This window comes from Tenacibaculum sp., from assembly GCF_048269885.1.
Taxonomy (GTDB): domain Bacteria; phylum Bacteroidota; class Bacteroidia; order Flavobacteriales; family Flavobacteriaceae; genus Polaribacter.
Map to the genome: position 1 here is coordinate 32,204 of NZ_JBLWTZ010000022.1, position 19,537 is coordinate 51,740.

General features: G+C 33.7%; 10 protein-coding genes. 7 read left to right on the forward strand and 3 right to left on the reverse strand.

All coding sequences use genetic code 11. The features are described 5' to 3' along the window. Positions 1-11: 11 nt before the first annotated feature. The gene (locus tag ACN0WY_RS14635) at positions 12-248 is read right to left on the reverse strand and encodes a hypothetical protein (RefSeq protein ID WP_417800833.1); all 237 of its coding nucleotides are present in this window, start codon (positions 246-248) and stop codon (positions 12-14) included. Between the two features lie 1,668 nt (positions 249-1,916). On the opposite strand from ACN0WY_RS14635, the gene ACN0WY_RS14640 reads away from it, so the two are divergent. The 4 genes from ACN0WY_RS14640 (at position 1,917) to ACN0WY_RS14655 (ending at position 7,839) form a co-directional block, all read left to right on the forward strand. Next, complete coding sequence (locus tag ACN0WY_RS14640) at positions 1,917-3,377, forward strand: alkaline phosphatase PhoX (protein ID WP_417800834.1); 1,461 nt, start codon at positions 1,917-1,919, stop codon at positions 3,375-3,377. 89 nt (positions 3,378-3,466) lie between these two features. Further along, positions 3,467-5,170, forward strand: a complete 1,704-nt coding sequence (locus ACN0WY_RS14645) for a cytochrome-c peroxidase (RefSeq protein WP_417800835.1) — start codon at positions 3,467-3,469, stop codon at positions 5,168-5,170. Positions 5,171-5,286: 116 nt separating this feature from the next. After that, positions 5,287-6,048: a hypothetical protein gene (locus ACN0WY_RS14650; protein WP_417800836.1), complete on the forward strand. Its 762-nt coding sequence runs from the start codon at positions 5,287-5,289 to the stop codon at positions 6,046-6,048. A 129-nt stretch (positions 6,049-6,177) separates the two neighbouring features. Next, positions 6,178-7,839: a sodium:solute symporter gene (locus ACN0WY_RS14655; protein WP_417800837.1), complete on the forward strand. Its 1,662-nt coding sequence runs from the start codon at positions 6,178-6,180 to the stop codon at positions 7,837-7,839. Here the strand turns inward: ACN0WY_RS14655 and ACN0WY_RS14660 are convergent. Both ACN0WY_RS14660 and cmk read right to left on the reverse strand, forming a co-directional pair. Next, entirely contained in the window at positions 7,836-9,323 is a 1,488-nt protein-coding gene (locus ACN0WY_RS14660; protein WP_417800838.1) for an NAD(P)H-hydrate dehydratase, read from the reverse strand. The genes ACN0WY_RS14655 and ACN0WY_RS14660 overlap by 4 nt on opposite strands. 89 nt (positions 9,324-9,412) lie before the next feature. Then, a complete protein-coding gene (gene cmk / locus ACN0WY_RS14665) occupies positions 9,413-10,102 on the reverse strand; it encodes a (d)CMP kinase (RefSeq protein ID WP_417800839.1) in 690 nt (229 codons plus the stop codon). A gap of 270 nt (positions 10,103-10,372) precedes the next feature. Between cmk and ACN0WY_RS14670 the strand changes: the two genes are divergently transcribed. From ACN0WY_RS14670 to ACN0WY_RS14680, 3 genes are all read left to right on the forward strand, one after another. Continuing rightward, positions 10,373-12,553 carry a gliding motility-associated C-terminal domain-containing protein gene (locus ACN0WY_RS14670; RefSeq protein WP_417800840.1) on the forward strand — a complete coding sequence of 727 codons (2,181 nt, stop codon included), beginning with the start codon at positions 10,373-10,375 and terminating at the stop codon, positions 12,551-12,553. Positions 12,554-12,559: 6 nt separating this feature from the next. Next, positions 12,560-14,395 carry a PorP/SprF family type IX secretion system membrane protein gene (locus ACN0WY_RS14675; protein ID WP_417800841.1) on the forward strand — a complete coding sequence of 612 codons (1,836 nt, stop codon included), beginning with the start codon at positions 12,560-12,562 and terminating at the stop codon, positions 14,393-14,395. Between the two features lie 48 nt (positions 14,396-14,443). Then, positions 14,444-19,537, forward strand: a 5,094-nt coding sequence (locus ACN0WY_RS14680) for a SprB repeat-containing protein (RefSeq protein WP_417800842.1), incomplete at its 3' end; no start/stop codon positions are given.

Consider the following 19,537-nt stretch of genomic DNA (forward strand, 5'->3'; position numbering starts at 1 on the left):
AATATAAAAGGTTAGTTTCCTTTGGTTCCATCACCAGTACCACTTCCATCACCATCACCACCAGTATCTATATCGGTAGTTCCCCCAGTACCGTCATCACCGGTACCATTGGTAGGTATATTAGTACTTGTAACTAATTCTGTTTGGTTAACAGTGTTGTTCGGTACAATATCTTCTGTTAAGTCTGTACAACTTGTAGTTAACAAAAATAACAAGCTTATTAGTAGTGTAAATTTTAAAGTTCTCATAATTTCAATTTTTAAATTTTGACAATAGTTTTCCTAGCCGCATCTGCAGCTCATATAGCATCGAAATAAATTTTCGTGTGTATTGCATCATTTTTAAATGAGGCAATAGTCATCTAACCCAAGTGTTTGGGTAGTAGGTAGAATTAAATTGATAGAAACATCAATTTATGAAGATGCGTTACTGCTAAGGCCTATTGAGTACAACAGACTTCAGGAAATTCTACTTTGTCATAAAGGAAGCGTTTGCAATTTTGAAATGAACGCTAGTTGATTTTGATTCTAAAATAGTGACATCATTATAAATAATGAAGGTAATTTTAGTAAGCGTTCTTGTTTAATGAGTAAACGTCCTTTTTCATTTAGTGTGTGCAATTTTAATGTTTTCATAGCTTTTATTTTGTCCCCTTAATATAGTGAAAAAAAACGAATCATACAAGTTTTAACTTGTTAAAAATGTGTTTTTTAACAAAAAAAAGGCGTCTTTTTTAAAAAAGACGCCTTTGTGTAATATATAAGTAGAGAATAATTACTAATTCCTCATTAAATACATTGCTTTACAATAAACATCCTTGTCCTTTTTTGTTTTGTAATCAGCTCCTTTTCCATAAGCTAAGCTGCTACTTCTGTTTATATTAGTTAATACCATAGTGTTAAATTATTATTTATCAATACTACTAAATTAAGTCTGCCTTAATAAGTAGGGTACAAATATACAGAATTTTTACAACAAAACAAGTTTTTTTGGATGTTATTTAGTTGGTAATCAGTACTTTAGGTTAGTTTTGAGATAGAAGGGGGTTGTCCGGATAAGATCCAGATAAGAAGTTATTGGTAACGTTTTGTACGTTAGTAGTTTAGAGTTCAATTAAGAATTTTTATATGTTTTATGTTAAAATTTCATTTTTCAAAAAAAAATATAAAAAAAGCGTCCAAAATTATTTGGACGCTTTATATATTATTACATAGTTATAATCAACTCATGTTTGAGTTTTTATTATAATTAACATATAACGTCCGGTTTTGGCAGATTCCTTCATCAGGATTTCTGCGAAAACCACATGTTAAGCTTACCAGCTCTTGTGCTATATGTAAAATCATTTTTTTCATAAAAAGCAAATATATATAAATTTTAATAATTATTGTTTTGGACTATTTTTTTTGCTCTTAAAGTATTTTTTAGTCCATTTTGATAAAAAAGTAAGTCAGTGACTTACTTTTAGTAAGTCACTGACTTACCAAAAAGAAAATTAGACGGTTTATTTTTGTCTCGGTTAAAATTTAAACCTTGTATAAGGTAAGATATAAAATGGGGAATTATATCACGTCGTCGGGGAAAATTCTATGAAAAAAAAGAAAACAAAATGATTTTTACTCTAACCAAAGTAAAATTTTGAAGTAAACTAAGAGCACCTTTTAAAGGTGCTTTTTTTTATTATATAGAAAATGAAGCAAGCAATTATAAGGACCATATAAATTAAGTAAAGAAAAGGTTAACTTGTAGAGGGGTGATAGTTAGTGTTTAAGTCGTTTTGAGGACAATTATTGTGTAGGGCTGTTTAAGTTTAGTTAAAGTTGGTAACCTTTTGATGAGATAGATTTAAACTACAGCTAAGAACTTCTTAAAGTAAGAGTTGTTGATTTGCGGGTATAAATAAAATTAACAAAATAATGAAAAACTTACTTAAATTAGGATTCTTAGGTGTTTGTGGTGCTATTGCTTTAACATCTTGTGATTCTGATAGTACCCCTAATCAAGGAGATTCAATTGAATTAAAAGCACATTCAAAAACTCCTAACTTCTTAAAATTAGAATCTGCTTTTTCTGGAGTGAAAATTTACCCTTTGTTATCTTCTGAAGATAAGTTAGAAGATACACCAAACTTTGTATACGGTTCTATGGCAGACGGAGCTGGGTTAATGAGAAACTCAGATGGTACTTATACTTTAATAAATAATATAGAGGCAGATTATTCAATTGCTCGTATTACCTTAGATAAAACTTTTAAACCTGTACATGGAGAATATATTTTAAATGCAAATGCTACAGCTAGTACGGCACAGTGTTCTGGATCTTTAATTACAGAGGCTGAGCACGGTTTTGGCCCATTGTATTTATCAGGAGGAGAATGGGGAGGAGCTTCTAAAGGAGTTTTTGCTACAGATCCTTTAAAGAGTGCTTCAGCAGCAAGTTCTCCAAGAATGTTAACAGCTTTAGGGCAATGGTCTACAGAAAATGCTGTAGCTATTGGTAAAGACGCTTATGCTAATAAAACTGTTGTATTTATAGGAGATGATCATTCAGATAATGAAGTTCCTTCTGGTCAGTTAGGGATGTATGTAGGGAGTAGAGGAGATTTAGAAGGAGGTAAATTGTATGGTTTGAAAGTAACGGATGAAGGTATTGCATATGAAGTAGATATGAAGGAAGGTACAACCTATAATGCTTCTTTTGTGGAGTTAACGGAAAAAAATATCGATTTACTTGATGCTGAAGCAAAAGAAAAAGGTGTAATGGGCTTCTCTCGTTTAGAGGATATTGATTGGAGAAGAGGTTCTGCTCAAAATAATCGTGAAATCTATTTTTGTGTAACAGGTCGTAAAAAAGATGGTTTAGTGGGGAAAGGAAGTATTTACGGACGTGTATATAAGGTGGAATTAAACGAAAACGACCCTACTGGAGCGGCAAAAATTACTTGTGTATTGGATGGCGATATGTTAGATGGGAAGGCGAGTGCTTTCCACAGTCCTGATAACATTGTAGTGACTGAAAATTATGCCTATATCCAAGAAGACCCTAACGGATATTTTGATGGAGAAAAAAATCATGCGGCAAGCTTGTATCAATACAATTTAAAAACAGGAGAGTTAAAAAGAGTATTAGAATGCGATCAAGTAACGGCTTCTGCACAAGGTTATGGAGCGTCTTACCAAGATAATGCATGGGAAATTACGGGGATGATTGATATTTCTGAAACTATTGGCGTAAGCAATACGTTCTTATTAATTACTCAAAACCACGGATGGGTTCCAGCAGACGGGGGAGCATTTACTGACGCGAATGCAAATGATGCAGCTGAAACATCAAAAGAAGGAAGTCAATTGTACGTTATTCAAGGATTAAATAGGTAATGACAAAGAATTTTCAAAAAATAAAAAAGACACATGTTCTCATGTGTCTTTTTCTACTATCTATAGTTAGCTGTAAACAAGAAAAATCGGTGAGCTATACAAAGGTTGAAAATCAAATTTTGGTAAAGAAAGTTCAAGATTATTATTCAAAACATCTTGAAAACTGTATTTCGTATTTAGAAGAAATTAGTACCGTTAAAGAGGTTTCAGAAAAACTTAAAAACTACAAATTAGCAAGAAATGAATTTAAGTTACTGGAACCAATAGTAGCTTTTGCTGATAAAGAAAACTACAAGAGTCTAAATGCTCCTAATATTTTAAAGGTTGAAGAAGAGGATGCAACAGATATTAAAATAAGAAGTCCTTTTGGGTTTCAGGTTATAGAAGAATTATTGCACGAAGAAACAGCTGAGACTATTAACGTAGATGAAATAGTTAAAATTACAGCGAACAGACTTAGGTTAATAGCTGCAAATAATAGGCTGTATTTAAAAAAGCATCATATTTTATGGCTGTTACGCGACCAAATTGCTCGTGTAGCTTTGGTAGGCATTACAGGCTTTGATTCACCCGTATTAGAGCAATCGTTATCAGAAGCAAAAACAACCTACGAAACCTTACTCTTTATTATAAACACATATAAAAATGAGTTTTCAAAAGATAATTTATATACTGATTTTGTAAATGAGTTGCAGACAGCTCAAAAAATGTTACAAGAAGGCGACTTTGAGTCTTTTAACCGCTATGATTTTATAAAAAATCACACACATAAAGAATTGGAGTTGTTGGCAAAAACCTCAGAAGATTGGAAAGTGGAATTCCCGTTAACTATGGCGTTCAACAATAACATCACTTCATTATTTTCTAAAGAAACATTTAATGTGGATTTTTTTAACGATTACCACCAGCTAGAAAAAGCCACGGCTGAAGAGAAAATAGCATTAGGAAAAAAGTTATTTAATGATAAGAACCTGTCGAAAGATGGTGTGATGAGTTGTGCTACTTGTCATATTAAAACCAAAGCTTTTACTGATGGGTTGGCAACTTTTCCGAAACAGTTAAGAAATACCCCAACAGTATCGTATGCAGCTTACCAACAAACTTTTTTTCACGATGGAAGAGCAGGGAGTTTAGAAGGGCAAATTGTAGGTGTTGTTGAAAACAGGAATGAGTTTCATACCAATTTAGAAAACTTAACGGAAATTGTAAAAAAAGACAGTGTGTACACAAAATCGTTTGCTAATTTATATGGAAAAGTAACTGATTTTAACATTAGAAACGCAATGGCAAATTATATTAGAAGCTTGGGCGACTTTAGTTCTAAATTTGATAAAAACATCAATAATAAGGAAAACACTTTAACAACGTCTGAAATCAACGGTTTTAATCTTTTTATGGGGAAAGCAAAATGTGCCACTTGCCACTTTCCGCCTGTGTTTAATGGAACAGTTCCACCTAATTTTACTGAGACTGAGGTAGAGTCTATAGGAGTTCCTAATACACAAGAAACAGGATTAGATGATGATTTAGGGGCGTATAATATATTTAAAACTGAAGAACGAAAATACTTTTTCAAAACTTCTACCGTTCGTAACATATCCAAAACGGCTCCCTATATGCATAATGGGGTGTATGAAACCTTAGAACAAGTAGTTGATTTTTATAATGAAGGTGGTGGACAAGGATTAGGGTACGAAGTGCCAAATCAAACCTTACCATCAGATAAATTGAATTTGTCTGAAAAAGAAATTAAAGACCTAATCGCTTTTATGGAAGCCTTAACGGATGAATAATTCATTCAATTTTTATAGTTAACACAAACTCTCTAAATATATTTGGAGAGTTTTTTATTTTTACTGTAATTTCTAATGGTAGTTTCGACCAAATAGAATAAAATAAATCAATCATCATGAAAAAAATAGTACTACTAATAGCTATAGCTCTTGTTTCAACAGCATGTAAAAAAGAAGTTAAAAAGGAAACAATTAAAAAAGAAGAGGTAGCAATATCAAAATATCCAAAAGCTTTAGAAGAAGTTTTAAAAAAACATGGAGGCATTGAACAATGGAAAAAAATGAAAACATTGTCATTCACACTAAAAAATGAAGAACATACTACAGATTTACATTCACGAAAAACAGTAGTGAATTCACCAGAATATTCTTTAGGGTTTGATGGAAAAGAAGTGTGGTTACAACAACAAGATTCAACAGCGTTTAAAGGAACCCCGGAGTTTTATTACAATCTATATTTTTATTTTTATGCAATGCCTTTTGTATTAGCTGATGATGGCATTGTGTATTCAGAAACAAAACCGCTGACTTTTGAAGGAGTTAGCTATCCAGGAATAAAAATTTCATACAAAGCCAACGTAGGAACTTCACCAGATGATAATTATTTTATATTTTACCATCCAGAAACAAAACAAATGGCATGGTTAGGGTATACGGTTACTTATTTTAGCAAAGAATCAACTGATGCTTATAAAATTATAAGATATAACGATTGGGAAAATGTTAACGGTTTGTTATTACCAAAATCCATAACTTGGTATGCTAAAGATGAAAACGGGCAACCAACAGAACCAGGAAGAGAACCAATTCAGTTTAAAATGCCTTTGTTAAGTGAAGCATCATTAGCCAATAGTTTTTACGAAAAACCAAAAGAATAATCAACTAATAAAAAACAAAGTATGGATAAAAAGTATGTATGGAAAAAAGAGTATACATTAGTCTTAGTGGCTAATTTAGTATACATCGTGTTATTTTACATAATCACTAACATATATACAAAATAAACCATGCAACTAATAGATTGGATTGTTCTTTCGGTAACCTTATTGTTTATTGTTTTATATGGAGTTTGGAAAACCAGAGGAAGTAAAAATGTTGAAGACTATATAAAAGGAGGGAATGAAAGTAAATGGTGGACGATTGGTTTGTCAGTTATGGCAACACAAGCCAGTGCGATAACTTTCTTATCAACCCCAGGGCAAGCATTTCATAGCGGAATGGGCTTTGTACAGTTTTACTTTGGATTACCAATCGCTATGGTAATTATTTGCTTGGTGTTTATTCCAATTTACCACCGATTAAAAGTTTACACAGCCTACGAATATTTAGAAGGAAGGTTTGATCAAAAAACTCGAACCTTAACTGCAATTCTATTTTTAATTCAACGCGGATTAGCAGCTGGAATCACCATTTTTGCGCCCGCTATTATTTTGTCTGCTGTTTTGGGGTGGAATTTAATTACTTTGAATATCATTATTGGTGTTTTGGTAATTATTTACACCGTTTCTGGGGGAACCAAGGCAGTGAGTGTTACGCAAAAACAACAAATGGCTGTAATTTTTGCAGGAATGTTTGTCGCATTTTATTTGATATTACAGTATTTACCTGATGATATTACATTTACGAAAGCGTTAGAAATTGCAGGAGCTTCCGATAAAATGAAAGTGCTTGATTTTTCGTGGGACTTAAATAACCGTTACACGGTTTGGACAGGTATTTTAGGAGGTACATTTTTAATGTTGTCGTATTTTGGAACAGATCAAAGCCAAGTACAACGCTATTTATCAGGAAAGTCATTACGAGAAAGCCAATTAGGATTGATTTTTAACGGGCTGTTAAAAGTGCCGATGCAGTTCTTTATTTTATTGGTAGGAGTGATGGTGTTTGTATTTTATCAGTTTAATCCGTCACCGTTAAATTTCAATCCAAAATCAGGAGAAGCAATAGCAAATTCCAACCTTGAAACAATAGAACAATATGTAAAATTAGAAGAGCAACATCGTTTTATTGAAGGAAGAAAAAAAGCGTTGATTTTTGAAGGGTTAACTCCTGCAAACGTAACACAACTTCAAGAATTTAACGAACAAGATAAGGTGCTAAAAGAAGAAGCAAAAACTATTATTTCAAAAGTAGCTCCATTGGTAGAAACAAACGATAAAGACTATGTGTTTATTCACTTTATTCTGAATAATTTACCCAAAGGGTTGATAGGTTTGTTGTTGGCAGTAATTTTATCAGCAGCAATGTCTTCTACAGCATCAGAACTAAATGCTTTGGGAGGTACCACAGCTATTGATTTATATAAGCGAAATACCAAAATAGAATACAGCGAAGAACATTATGTAAAAATGTCAAAGTGGTTTACCTTAGGTTGGGGTATTTTGGCAATTTTAGTCGCCTGTGTCGCTAATTTATTTGATAATTTAATTCAACTTGTAAATATTATTGGTTCTATTTTTTACGGAAACGTGCTGGGAATATTCTTATTGGCCTTTTTTATAAAACATGTAAAAGGAAATGCAGTATTTATTGCAGCAATAATTACACAATTAATCATTATAGCAGTTTGGTATATCGATTGGTTACCGTATTTGTGGTTAAATGCTTTAGGCTGTGGTTTGGTAATGTTATTAGCGGTAGTAGTTCAATCAACGTCTAAACAAAACTAACTTTTTTCTATTCGTAAAGCATCAATAATATCAGAAGCAATTAACGCATTGTATCCTTTTTTACAAGCGGCATCGTCACCTGCTTTTCCGTGAAAAAACACGCCTAACAAAGCAGCGTGTAAAGGTGGGTAATTTTGCGCTAATAAGCCTGTGATAATTCCTGTAAGTACATCACCGCTACCACCTGTTGCCATTCCTTGGTTTCCAGAAGTGTTGAAGTATAAATTTCCTTCAGGAGAAGAAACAGTAGTAAATGCATTTTTTAAAACCACGATGCATTCATGTCTTGCAGAAAATTCAAGTTGCTTTTGAAAACGTTCCGTTGAGGTGTCAGATTTTCCAACCAATCTATCAAATTCTTTAATATGTGGAGTTAAAATAGAATTTTTAGGAAGCAACGATTTCAATTCTTCGTTTTGGGCAATGATATTGATGGCATCGGCATCAATAACTAATGGGACATTGCTTTCTGAGAGTAGTTTTTTTACAAGTTGAGCTGTTGGGGTATGAATACCCAATCCAGGACCTATCGCGAGAACGTCGTATTTGGAAATTTCTGGGAGATGGGTCACGAATTCTTCATTCTCATCGGTTAGGCACATAGCTTCTGGAATGGAAGATTGTATAATTTGATACCCACACTTAGGTACATAACTAGTTAACAAGCCTGCGCCACTTCGCAAGCAAGCTTTTGAAGAAAGTACTGCAGCTCCCATTTTTCCGTAAGAACCAGCAATTAATAATGCATGTCCATAACTTCCTTTGTGTGATTGACGCAACCGAGATGTTAAAAGAGTAGCAATTTTATCGTTCAGAATAAAATAATTGCTTTCTTGTTGCTGAATAAAATCTTCATCTAAGCCAATATCAACCGTTTTCCAATTTTTTACAAACGTTCCATTTTCAGGGAAAAAGAAAGAAAATTTTGGTCGTTGAAAACTTACGGCTAAATCTGCTTGTACAACAGTTTTTGAATCAGGTAACTTATCACAATATAATCCTGAAGGAACATCAACAGCATACACAGTTTTTTTAGCGTTATTAATGCTTTCAATAACATGTTTTATAAAACCAGTAATAGGCTTGGAAAGGCCAAAACCAAAAATAGCATCAATAATCACGTCGTACTCAGAAAAATCAGGAACTTCACTAATAGACTTTATAATAATGGTATCATCAAGTTTTTGAAAATTAATATCACAATCTGGGCTAAGTGTATCTTTAAACTGAACTAAAAAAGGTTGTACAGTATATTTTTTACTTCTTAAAATTCTAGTAATAGCAAATCCATCACCACCATTATTACCAACACCACTAACAATGGCAATTTTTAGAGAGCGATTTAATAAAGGCTCAATGGCTTTTACAAATGCTAAAGATGCTTGTCCCATCAAAGCAAAAGAGGTAATTCCCTTTTTAGTAATAGTGTGTTCGTCTGCTTTTCGTATTTGAGTAACGTTGATTATTTTTTGAAGATTTTCCATGTAAGAAATTTACAACTTTACATAAAAAAAGCAAAAAGAAACCCACAAGAATTTTGTGGGTTTATTGTACTAATAATTAAAAGTAGTTTTTATTGAATTTTAGTGGAAACCAAACGCATAATACGTTCAAATTGTTCTTTAAGACCCATGTCAGAATTATCAAACTCAATAGCATCATCAGCCATTACTAAAGGAGAGTCTTTTCGAGTAGAATCTATTCTGTCGCGTTCTTGTACGTTTTGTAAAATTTCTTCGTAGTTCACCTTGTCACCACGATCTAATAACTCTTTATAACGACGCGTAGCGCGTTTGTCTGCAGAAGCAGTCATAAATAATTTTAGTTCAGCATTAGGAAAAACGACAGTTCCAATATCACGACCATCCATAACAATACCTTTGTTTTTACCCATTTCTTGCTGCTCACGAACTAACTTTTTTCTAATTTCAGAGATTTCAGCAACCTTGCTTACTAATTTAGAAACTTCAATGCTTCGAATTTCTTTTTCAACATTGGTTCCGTTTAAAAACATTTCAGCAAACCCCAATTCTTCATTAAAAGTGAAAGACAAAGAAATATTGGGTAAATCAGCAATTAAATCTTCTGGGTTAAAATGATTCTCAGAAATATAGTTTTGCTGCATCGCATACAAAGTAACAGCTCTGTACATTGCCCCTGTATCTACATATATATAGGCTAATTTTTTAGCTAATTGTTTGGCAATGGTGCTTTTTCCTGTTGATGAAAAACCGTCAATGGCTATGGTGATTTTCTGAGTCATGATTTGAAAAAATAGATAGCAAATATACGGTGGATTTTTAATATAGTTGAGAAGATTTAATGTTAGGAAGAGGTTTGTAGTACTAGAGAATTTAACTGGTTGGTTAGTATTGTTTTATCATTAATTTTTTAGGTAAAGTAAAGCGGTAGAAAACTTTAGTTGCTTGTTAAAAATAGATTTTATATATTTCCCTATTAATTTTATTGGTTTTATTATAATTTTGTTAAGAAAAACTATAAATTTGACACCCCCTTTAAAAGGATCCCTTAAATGAAAAAATACACTAAAAGCATTTATCTACTTTTAGCGGCGTTTACGTTATATGTAACAAGTGCTGTGTCTCAGACTATACAAAAGCCTGAAATACAGTTTGCGAGTGCTTGCAGTGGTTCTGTTATGGATTTCCCGGTGGAATTTAATTATTCAGGCTCATCTTTTAATACAGATAATGTGTTTACGATTGAATTATCTGATGCAGATGGAAATTGGGGAGCTCCAAGTAATGTAGGGACAGTTACAACAGAAAACTCTTCATTTAATTTTAACAGAACATTTAGATTACCTGACGATACATATGGAACTAATTACAAGCTGAGACTCGTGTCAACTTCACCAGCAATGATAGGACCTGATTCAGATTCATTTGCAGCCTACAAATTCTCTACTGATGACCTGGTGTTAAATAATTATAACGATGTTGTACTCTGTGGAAGTGGATCTGCTGAACTTATATTAAACACTGATCTAAATGGAGTTTATCAATGGTTTAAAGATGATGTTTTATTAACCACAACAGAAGAGCCTAAATTGGAAGTTACGGAGTCTGGAAAATATCAAGTAAAAATTGATTATGGAGAATGTGGATATAAAGAGTCAACAATTTCTAATGTTATTATTTTAGACAATGCAGCCAAAGAAATTAAAGGTCCTTCAACAGTAGAAATTTGTGGAGATGAGTCACATACCTTTGAAGCAAACACAAATCGTTCTGGGTTAACTTATAACTGGTATTTGGATGGGGTTTTAGTTCATTCCTCTAATTTATCAACCTATACAACACCGACATCGGGACAGTTTGGGACTTATTATTTAGAAATAGACACAGGAACGTGTACAACAACGTCGAATAATGTTGTACTGCAACAACAAACCACTGCAGGGTATTCTGTAAATACAGAAGGAGCTCTCAAAAGAATTATACTACTAGGAGAAACAAAGGAGTTATGTATAACACATGATGCAGATCCTGCTGAAGTTACAATTGATTGGTTTAGAAATGGTTCAACAATGGGATCAGCTGTTAGAAATCAACTATGTATAAATGCATCAACGCCAGGGACCTATTATGCTAGGGTAACTAAAAGTAGTGGCTCGTCTTGTGATGCTGTTGTAGATTCTGAAAAGTTTACACTGTTAAATGTAACTTCATTTAACGCAACAATTAGAACAGAAACAGATTATGAAGAGTGTAACACGTCTAATACGAAATTAAGTATAGTAGGTGTTGTGGCTGAAGGAGAGGATGGGAATAATTATGATTTAACATCGGATCAAATTGCAATGTTAGGTTTTGAATGGAATAAAGATGGCGCAACTACTGGAGTTACAACCAATGAATATACAGTAAATTCATATGCGGATAATGGAACGTACACATTAAGTGTAAATTTTAATAGCATAGCAAGTACGTCAAATGAGCTAATAATTAAGCTAGCTGAAGTGCCAGCAATAAGTAGCACTTCAACTTCTAACTCATTGTGTGCGGGTTCTTCTATAACGTATACAATAAATAATTATTTAGCAGGTTATACGTATCAATGGATTAAAGATGGTACAGATGATGTTACTCCAATTGATCCTCAAAATCTAATAGTAACAGAAGTAGGAGAGTATGTATTGAAGTATTCTGGCTACGGCTGTGATAATGAACTAGCACCGATAGAGGTAATTTTATTTGATGATTCAGCAGTAACAATTACACCTTCTGAGATTGTTGTAATGGAAGATGGAGGAAGTGCAACTATAACAGCATCAGGAGGAGAGTCTTATGAATGGTATCAAGGAGAAGATATTTCAGGAGCTTTGTTGTCAACAACGGAAGAATTAACAGTAAACTCTTTAGGTTTTTATACAGTAGCAGTAAAGGTAGGAGACTGTTCTGTGATAAGAACAGTAGAGGTGGTAGAGCCAGATGGGCAAATAATAGTTCCAAATATTGTATCGCCAAATCAAGACGGAGCTAACGATACGTGGAAATTGTCAAACTCTTATGCCTACCAACCTAATGTGGAAGTTATTTTGTACAATTCTAGCGGAAAAGAAATTTTAAAAACAACCGATTATAAAAATGATTGGCCCATGGAAAGTCTAGGTAATCAGAAGATATTTTACTATAAGATTATTAAGGACGATAAATTGATAAAAGCAGGAACTATATCGGTAATAGATTAGATTTAGATGATAAAAAAAATTACTTTATTTATTATTTTCGTATTAAATGTGTTTGTTGTACAAGCACAATTTTCTGGTGGTGAGCAGCAATACAATAGTTTTAGCTCTCGTAACTTCATGAAATTTAATCGTTTTTTAACGGTACCTACATTCTCTGCATTGAGAGAAAATAAAACATCAATTTCGGCTATTGTAAGGAATAGCAATGTTGAATTTGAAGACAATCCTAGATTGTATTTAGCCGCCTACTCAGGAAAAATGCGGGAAAACGTAGGAGCAGGTTTGGCAATTTACCAACAAGAAGTAGGAGTGTTTAAAGATTTCGGTGCGCTAGCAAACTATGCGCATCGTTTGCAGTTAAATGAAACGATGGATTTAACCTTTGGTTTTAACTTTTTATACAGTAGAAGAAGTGCAGACGGCGTAAAAGTAAATTCAACCGACCCAGAACCTCAAATAGCTAATTATCAAGACATACCAGTTGTAAATTTTCAACCAGCAATTACCCTGTCAATAGGGAAATTTGATGTAGGCGTGTTTTTTGAAAATTTGTTAGACTTCAATATGAAAAAAAGCGAAATGGCTACTTCTTTTGGAGAGAAAACATTTTCAGGGCATTTAATGTATTCATACGAACTTACCTATGCTAAAGGACTTTTTGAAGGAGCAGATATACGAATGTTAGCAATGGCGAGAAAACCAGGAGAGGGTGAGTTTGGTTATGGAGCCAATGCTATTATAGATTTACCTAAAGCAGGTTGGTTAAAAGCTGGTTATGATAAAACCTACGGTATTTCAGCTGGTGTTGGAATAAACCTTTCAGAAAATTTAGCGATAGGATTTAGTTACGAAAAAAGTAGTTTTGCAGCAACAAATGAAGTTGGACTTATTTATAATTTTGGTAAAAAAAGGTTTACAAGAGAACGACCTAAGAGGAGAACAGGAAATATTAAAGTAAACCTTCCAGAAAGAACACCTAAAAAAGAAATAGAATATAAAAACCCAGAACATAACGATTTATCTGACGAGATTCAACAAGCACAGGATTCTATTGATATACTAAATAAAAAGATAGATGAAGTATTACGAATACTGAAAAATCAACCGGCTCCTAAAGTAATTACCAATACTAATACAGTAATTATTAAAGATAGTGCTCAAACAAAAGATACCACATTAAGAAGAAGATCAAATAAACCATGGCGTAAGAGTACTGTAACTCGCTCTGGTGGAGGAGGAACTATGTATTATGTGGTTTCAGACCAGTTTAGAAGTAAAGAAAATGCAGAAGCTTTGATAGATAAATGGGCCCGATTAGATATTGAAGCTAAGTATGTATTTGAACCTAATAAAAAATTATACTATGTATACATAGATAGGTTTGCTAAAGAAGAGGAGGCAGAAGAAAAGGTAGACGATTTTAATGATAAAACACGTTTATTTGAAAAGAATGATGAGAAAAAAGATAATTCTACAATAAAGGTTAATAAGACTACTAAAGACCCTGTGTACGTAGTTAAAATTACCTTAGGAGGAGAGCTTAGTAGTTATGAAGAGCCAAAAACTCAACCACCAGCGAGGGTTTATCCGATGCAGGCCGAAGGAGTTGAGCCCGGATATTATTTACGAGTATACGTAAATTCTCAGAAAGCATTAGCTGATAGAAATGTAGATGAATTAAGAAACGATGACATAGATGCAGATTATTTTGTAGATCCAAAAACAGGCTACATGCATATATATATATTTAAAACAACAGATAGATCGGAAGCGATTAAAATGTACAATACAAATTTAAATGGTGCTTTTTATGATCGTAAAGCAATCATTCAAATTAAATAATATAATAAAATAAAAGAACTTGATTAATTAATTTCCCCAATTGATATTATGAAGAGAATAATTACCCTACTAATAATTGTATTACAAACCTTTTTTTGCTTTTCTCAGGAGAAACAAAAACCAACATCAAAACCATCACAAGTAGTTTTAGATGAGACGGTAGGTTATGAAAAACTAATAAAAAGGCTTCCTAAAGAGAAGGCATTAAGACCGCCATCAACGCCTTATTTTGATCAGAGAGTTGTTAAGCCAGATGGAAGTTCAGGAGGTATTAATATTAAAGGTGATATTACGTTTATAGCCAATAATGTTTTAAGTATTGATCAATGGGGGTATGACCCAGAAGACCCTTACGATGGATCTAGTTCAAACGGAACTGTTAATATGCAGTATATTGACATTGATGGGGATTCTTCTACAGATTCATCAAGTTCAGATGAGTTAAACTTACCAAGTTGTTCTAGAGTAGTATATGCAGGATTGTATTGGGCTGGTGTTTATCCATACGAAACTTGGGGGGGACGAGAAAGTAGGAGATATAATCCATATCAAATAAAATTCAAATTACCAGGAGGAAATTATCAAGATATAGAAGCAGATGCGAGTGATGTTACAAAGAGGGAGCTAATTTATGATAATGGTGTTGCTTATATATGTTATAAAGACATTACTTCAGATATTCAAGGGTTAGCAACTGTAAACCCGGAAGGGCATAATGGTACTTATGTAGCAGCTAACATTAGAGCAACAAGAGGAAGAGATTATTCAGGTGGTCTAGGAGGTTCTGGAGGTTGGACAATGGTCGTAGTTTATGAAAACGAAACAGAGTCAAGTAAAAACATATCTATTTTTGATGGTTTTGCAGATGTACGTAATGGGAATAATGTAAATTTATCATATTCTGGATTTACAACAGTACCTGTAGGGCCAAACCCAGCGAATCCAGCACCAGTTAGAGCAACATTATTAGCCGCAGCCTTAGAAGGAGATAGAAGTATATATGGAGATAGATTTCAAATTAAAAATACAGCTGGTAATTTTATAAATCAATCTACTCCTAATACAAATCCAAGTGGTAATTTTTTTAATGGTAGTATTACTAGGTATGATCAATATGTAACATCACGAACCCCTGATAGTGAAAACACCTTAGGTTTCGATGCAGATTTATATCAGTTAAGTAACCCTAATAACAGTGTCATAACCAACGGACAAACTTCTGCAGAAGTAAAATTTACAACTAGTGGAGATGTGTACTGGCCTTTTTTAAATGCCTTGGCTGTTGAAATCATAGAACCAAAAGTACAATTAATTAAAACAATTGAAGATGCTAGTGGAAATGATATACAAGGCACACCTGTAGGTTTAGGAAATGAATTATTTTATAACATAAGCTTTCAAAATGTAGGAACAGATCATGCAAGAAATACAATAATTACAGATAGATTACCAAAAAATGTAGATTTATTAACAACTACAGCACCAAATGGCTCTGTTGCTCCAGATGGAACACGTTTTGATATAGATTTACCTCCAGGAGTATCTATAACAGCATACGATCCACCAAGCGCAGCTAATGATAATAGAGCTGAATTAGAGATTTCAGTACCAGATAATATGGTTTTAGAGGGAGGTGCCCTTTATAATATTCGTATGCACGTTCAAGTAGTAACAGACTGTAGTCAATTAAGAGATGTGTGTTCTAATGAAGTTAGAAATCAAGCTTTTGCCAGATACGAAGGAGTTAGAGGAGGAGTAGTTATTAATAATGAGCCTAGTTTTTCGGGATTAGATGATTGTAATTTTGGTATAGTTGGTACTTCAAACTTTTTAGTTGATACAAGTGGGTGTTCTTTTGAAACCACACAAGTAATGTGTGGGGGAAGTATAACATTAACTGCTGGTGCTGGATTTGAATCGTACGAATGGAGAGATGCTTCAGGAACCTTATTAGGAACTACCACAGTACCATCTTTTGATGTAACTAATGAAGGAACTTACACAGTTAATAAGATAGCCTCAGTAGCATCAGGATGTATAAATGCTGAAGAAACCATACATGTTGTAGGATATAATTCAGAACCAAATCCATTACAACCATTTGCAGACCAAGTATTAACTTGTGCAAGTAATGGAGAAGAGTTAGCTGAAGTTTACTTATGTGGTGATAGTGGTTCTAGAACTATTAATTTACCATTTGATACCTCTTCAGCTACAACAGTACAATGGTTTAAATTGGATGAATCTTCTTGTACCGATGTAACAGAATCAGGATGTCCTAATATAAATACAGGCTGTACATGGAATGAGGTAGGAAGCGGAGAATTTTCTAGAAACTTTGCAGATGCTGGAGAATATCGATTAGATGTTTTATATGATGGAAGATGCCCTAAAAGTTACTACTTCAATGTGTACAAAGCAACTTTAAACCCTTCCTTTATTACACAGGATATTTTATGTGGTAACAATGGGTCTATTACAGTAAACAATATACCAGCAGGTTATCAATACAGTTTAACAGGTCCAGGAGGTTATAATGCTCCTTTTCAAAATAGTAATGTTTTTTCAAATTTAACAGCTGCAGGAAACTATAACCTTTCAATTCGTGTAAGTAGTGCGTCTGCTGCTTCATGTACATATACTTTTCCTCCTATTAATATTCAGGAAAATGACATAGATATGGACGTCATTACAACACCTATGCAGTGTTTTAATGATTCAGCACAAATAAGAGTTCAAGTAAATAATGTTTCTGGAGATTATACCTACGAGTTATTACAAGGTGGAAGTGTAGTAGGAATAGAAGGTCCAACTGCTAATAACGATTTTACTTTTAATGTTACAGATGGTGGGGCTTACACAGTGAGAGTTACAACACCTCAGTGTACCGCTACAGAAACGATTGTTATTAATGAACCAGATGAGTTATTACTTACAGCATTAAAAACTAAAGATATAACTTGCGAATCAGGAAGTTCAGACGGAATTATTCAGTTAACTGCAAGTGGAGGAACATTAGACACATCGTCAGGTAATAATTATAATTTTGCTGTATGGACGAGTCAGGGAACAGATTTATATACAAACCCATCAGACATTCCTAATACTGCGTTTTTAACACCAGCAACAAACCCATACACCTACAATGTGCCTGTTGGTAGTGAAGGAATATATCGATTTATTGTTATTGATGATAATAACTGTTATACAATTTCAGACCCGGTAGAAATTACTGTAGAGCCAGAATTAGCTTTTACTCATTCAGAAACAGATGTAACTTGTAATGGTGCTAATGATGGAATTATCAATGTTCAAACTAGTGATAATTTAGGGTATGCTATAGAGTATAGCATAAATAATACAGATTGGTACACCAGTGGAACGTTTTCAAACTTATCAGCTGGAAATTATACTATATACATTAGGGCTTCTAAGAACGCATACCAATGTTTATATCAAATTTCAAATATTGAAATAACAGAGCCTGAACCACTTAGTGCAGAGGTAGTTAAAGAAAGAGATTACAATTGTGGTGCAGGAGGAAAAATTAGGTTTTTTAATGAAACTGGAGGAACTTTAGGTTATGCCTACGGTATAGGTACAGTAGATACTAGTGGAAATGTAACAAGTATTAATTACTACTCTTTTGATTCAGGAGGATCTGCCGAAGCTGTATTTAATAGTTTACTTCCAGGAACTTACCGTTTGTATATACGAGATGCAAATGGATGTGTATATGAAATACCTGGAGATATTACGATTGAAGATTCTCCGAATGCGCCTAATTTAGTGCCAGCAATAACATATAATTGTAATGGAACAGGAAATGTGGTGTTAGGGCCAGCCTCTGAAATAAAAAATAATTTTGAATATTCATTAGATGACGGACCAACAACCAACATTAATAACTTTCCTAATTTAGCTCCAGGGCCTCATAAGATTTTAGTATATTATAAGGGGCAAGATTGTAGTACACAGGTTAATTTTATTATTGAAAGTAATAAAGAGTTTTCGGGTAGTATTATAGCTTCTTCAGATAGTGAATGTTTCGGGTCAGATAACGGAAGTGTAACAATCTCAGCTAGCAATGTAATTGGTGGAAGTTTTGAATATTCTGTAGATGGAGGAATTACGTGGTCGATTACAGCCGATAATCCGTATAGAGTTGTAGGTTTAGCCGCAGGTACATACAATGTATCAATAAGAGAAACTGATGGAGGTCAAACGTGTGAGATAGACTTAGGAAATGTTACAATTGGGCAACCAACTGAGTTGACCTTGTCTGCATCAGTAACTCAAGAAATAACCTGTAATACAGCCACAGGAACCATAACAGCTTCAGCAACAGGAGGAATCCCTCCATATACATTTAGTATTGATGGTGGAGCTACTTGGCAAACATCACCAACTTTTACAAATGTACCGCCAAGAGCGACAGACTATATTGTAATGGTCAGAGATAGTAGAAATTGTAATGAATGTGGATGTACTGCTAATTTATTTGAAAATGGAGGTTTCGAACAACCTACAGAAACAGCAACCACCTATAGGTTAATAAATGAAGACGATGTACCTGGTTGGGATTCTACGGCAGCTGATAACTTAATTGAAATTTGGTATAATGGGTTTAATGGAGTAACTCCACACGAAGGAAATTCTTTTGCAGAATTAAATGCTAATGCGGTTTCTTCATTATATCAAGAGTACTGCACACAACCAGGAGATGTAATTTCTTGGTCTGTTGCTCATAGAGGTAGAAGCGGTACTGATGTGGCTACCGTAAAAATAGGAGACGACTTAGCTACGGCATCTGTGGTTGAAACAATGTCAGATGGAAACTCAGCTTGGGGAGTTTATACTGGTACCTATACAGTTCCTGTTGGACAATCTACCACAATTATAGCTTTCGACGCAGTGTCTACTGCTGGAGGAAATAGAACTGTAGGTAACTTTATAGATGATGTACAAATCAACATAGCAAGAACTAACTGTATACCAGTAAGTGTTCCTTTAAACGACCCATCTACAGTTGCTTTTACTGTAACACCGGTAGTTTGTTACGATGGTTCAAACGGTGCATTAACCGTGAATGTAACTTCGGGTAATAATGATTACCAGTTTAGTTTAGACAATGGAACTACA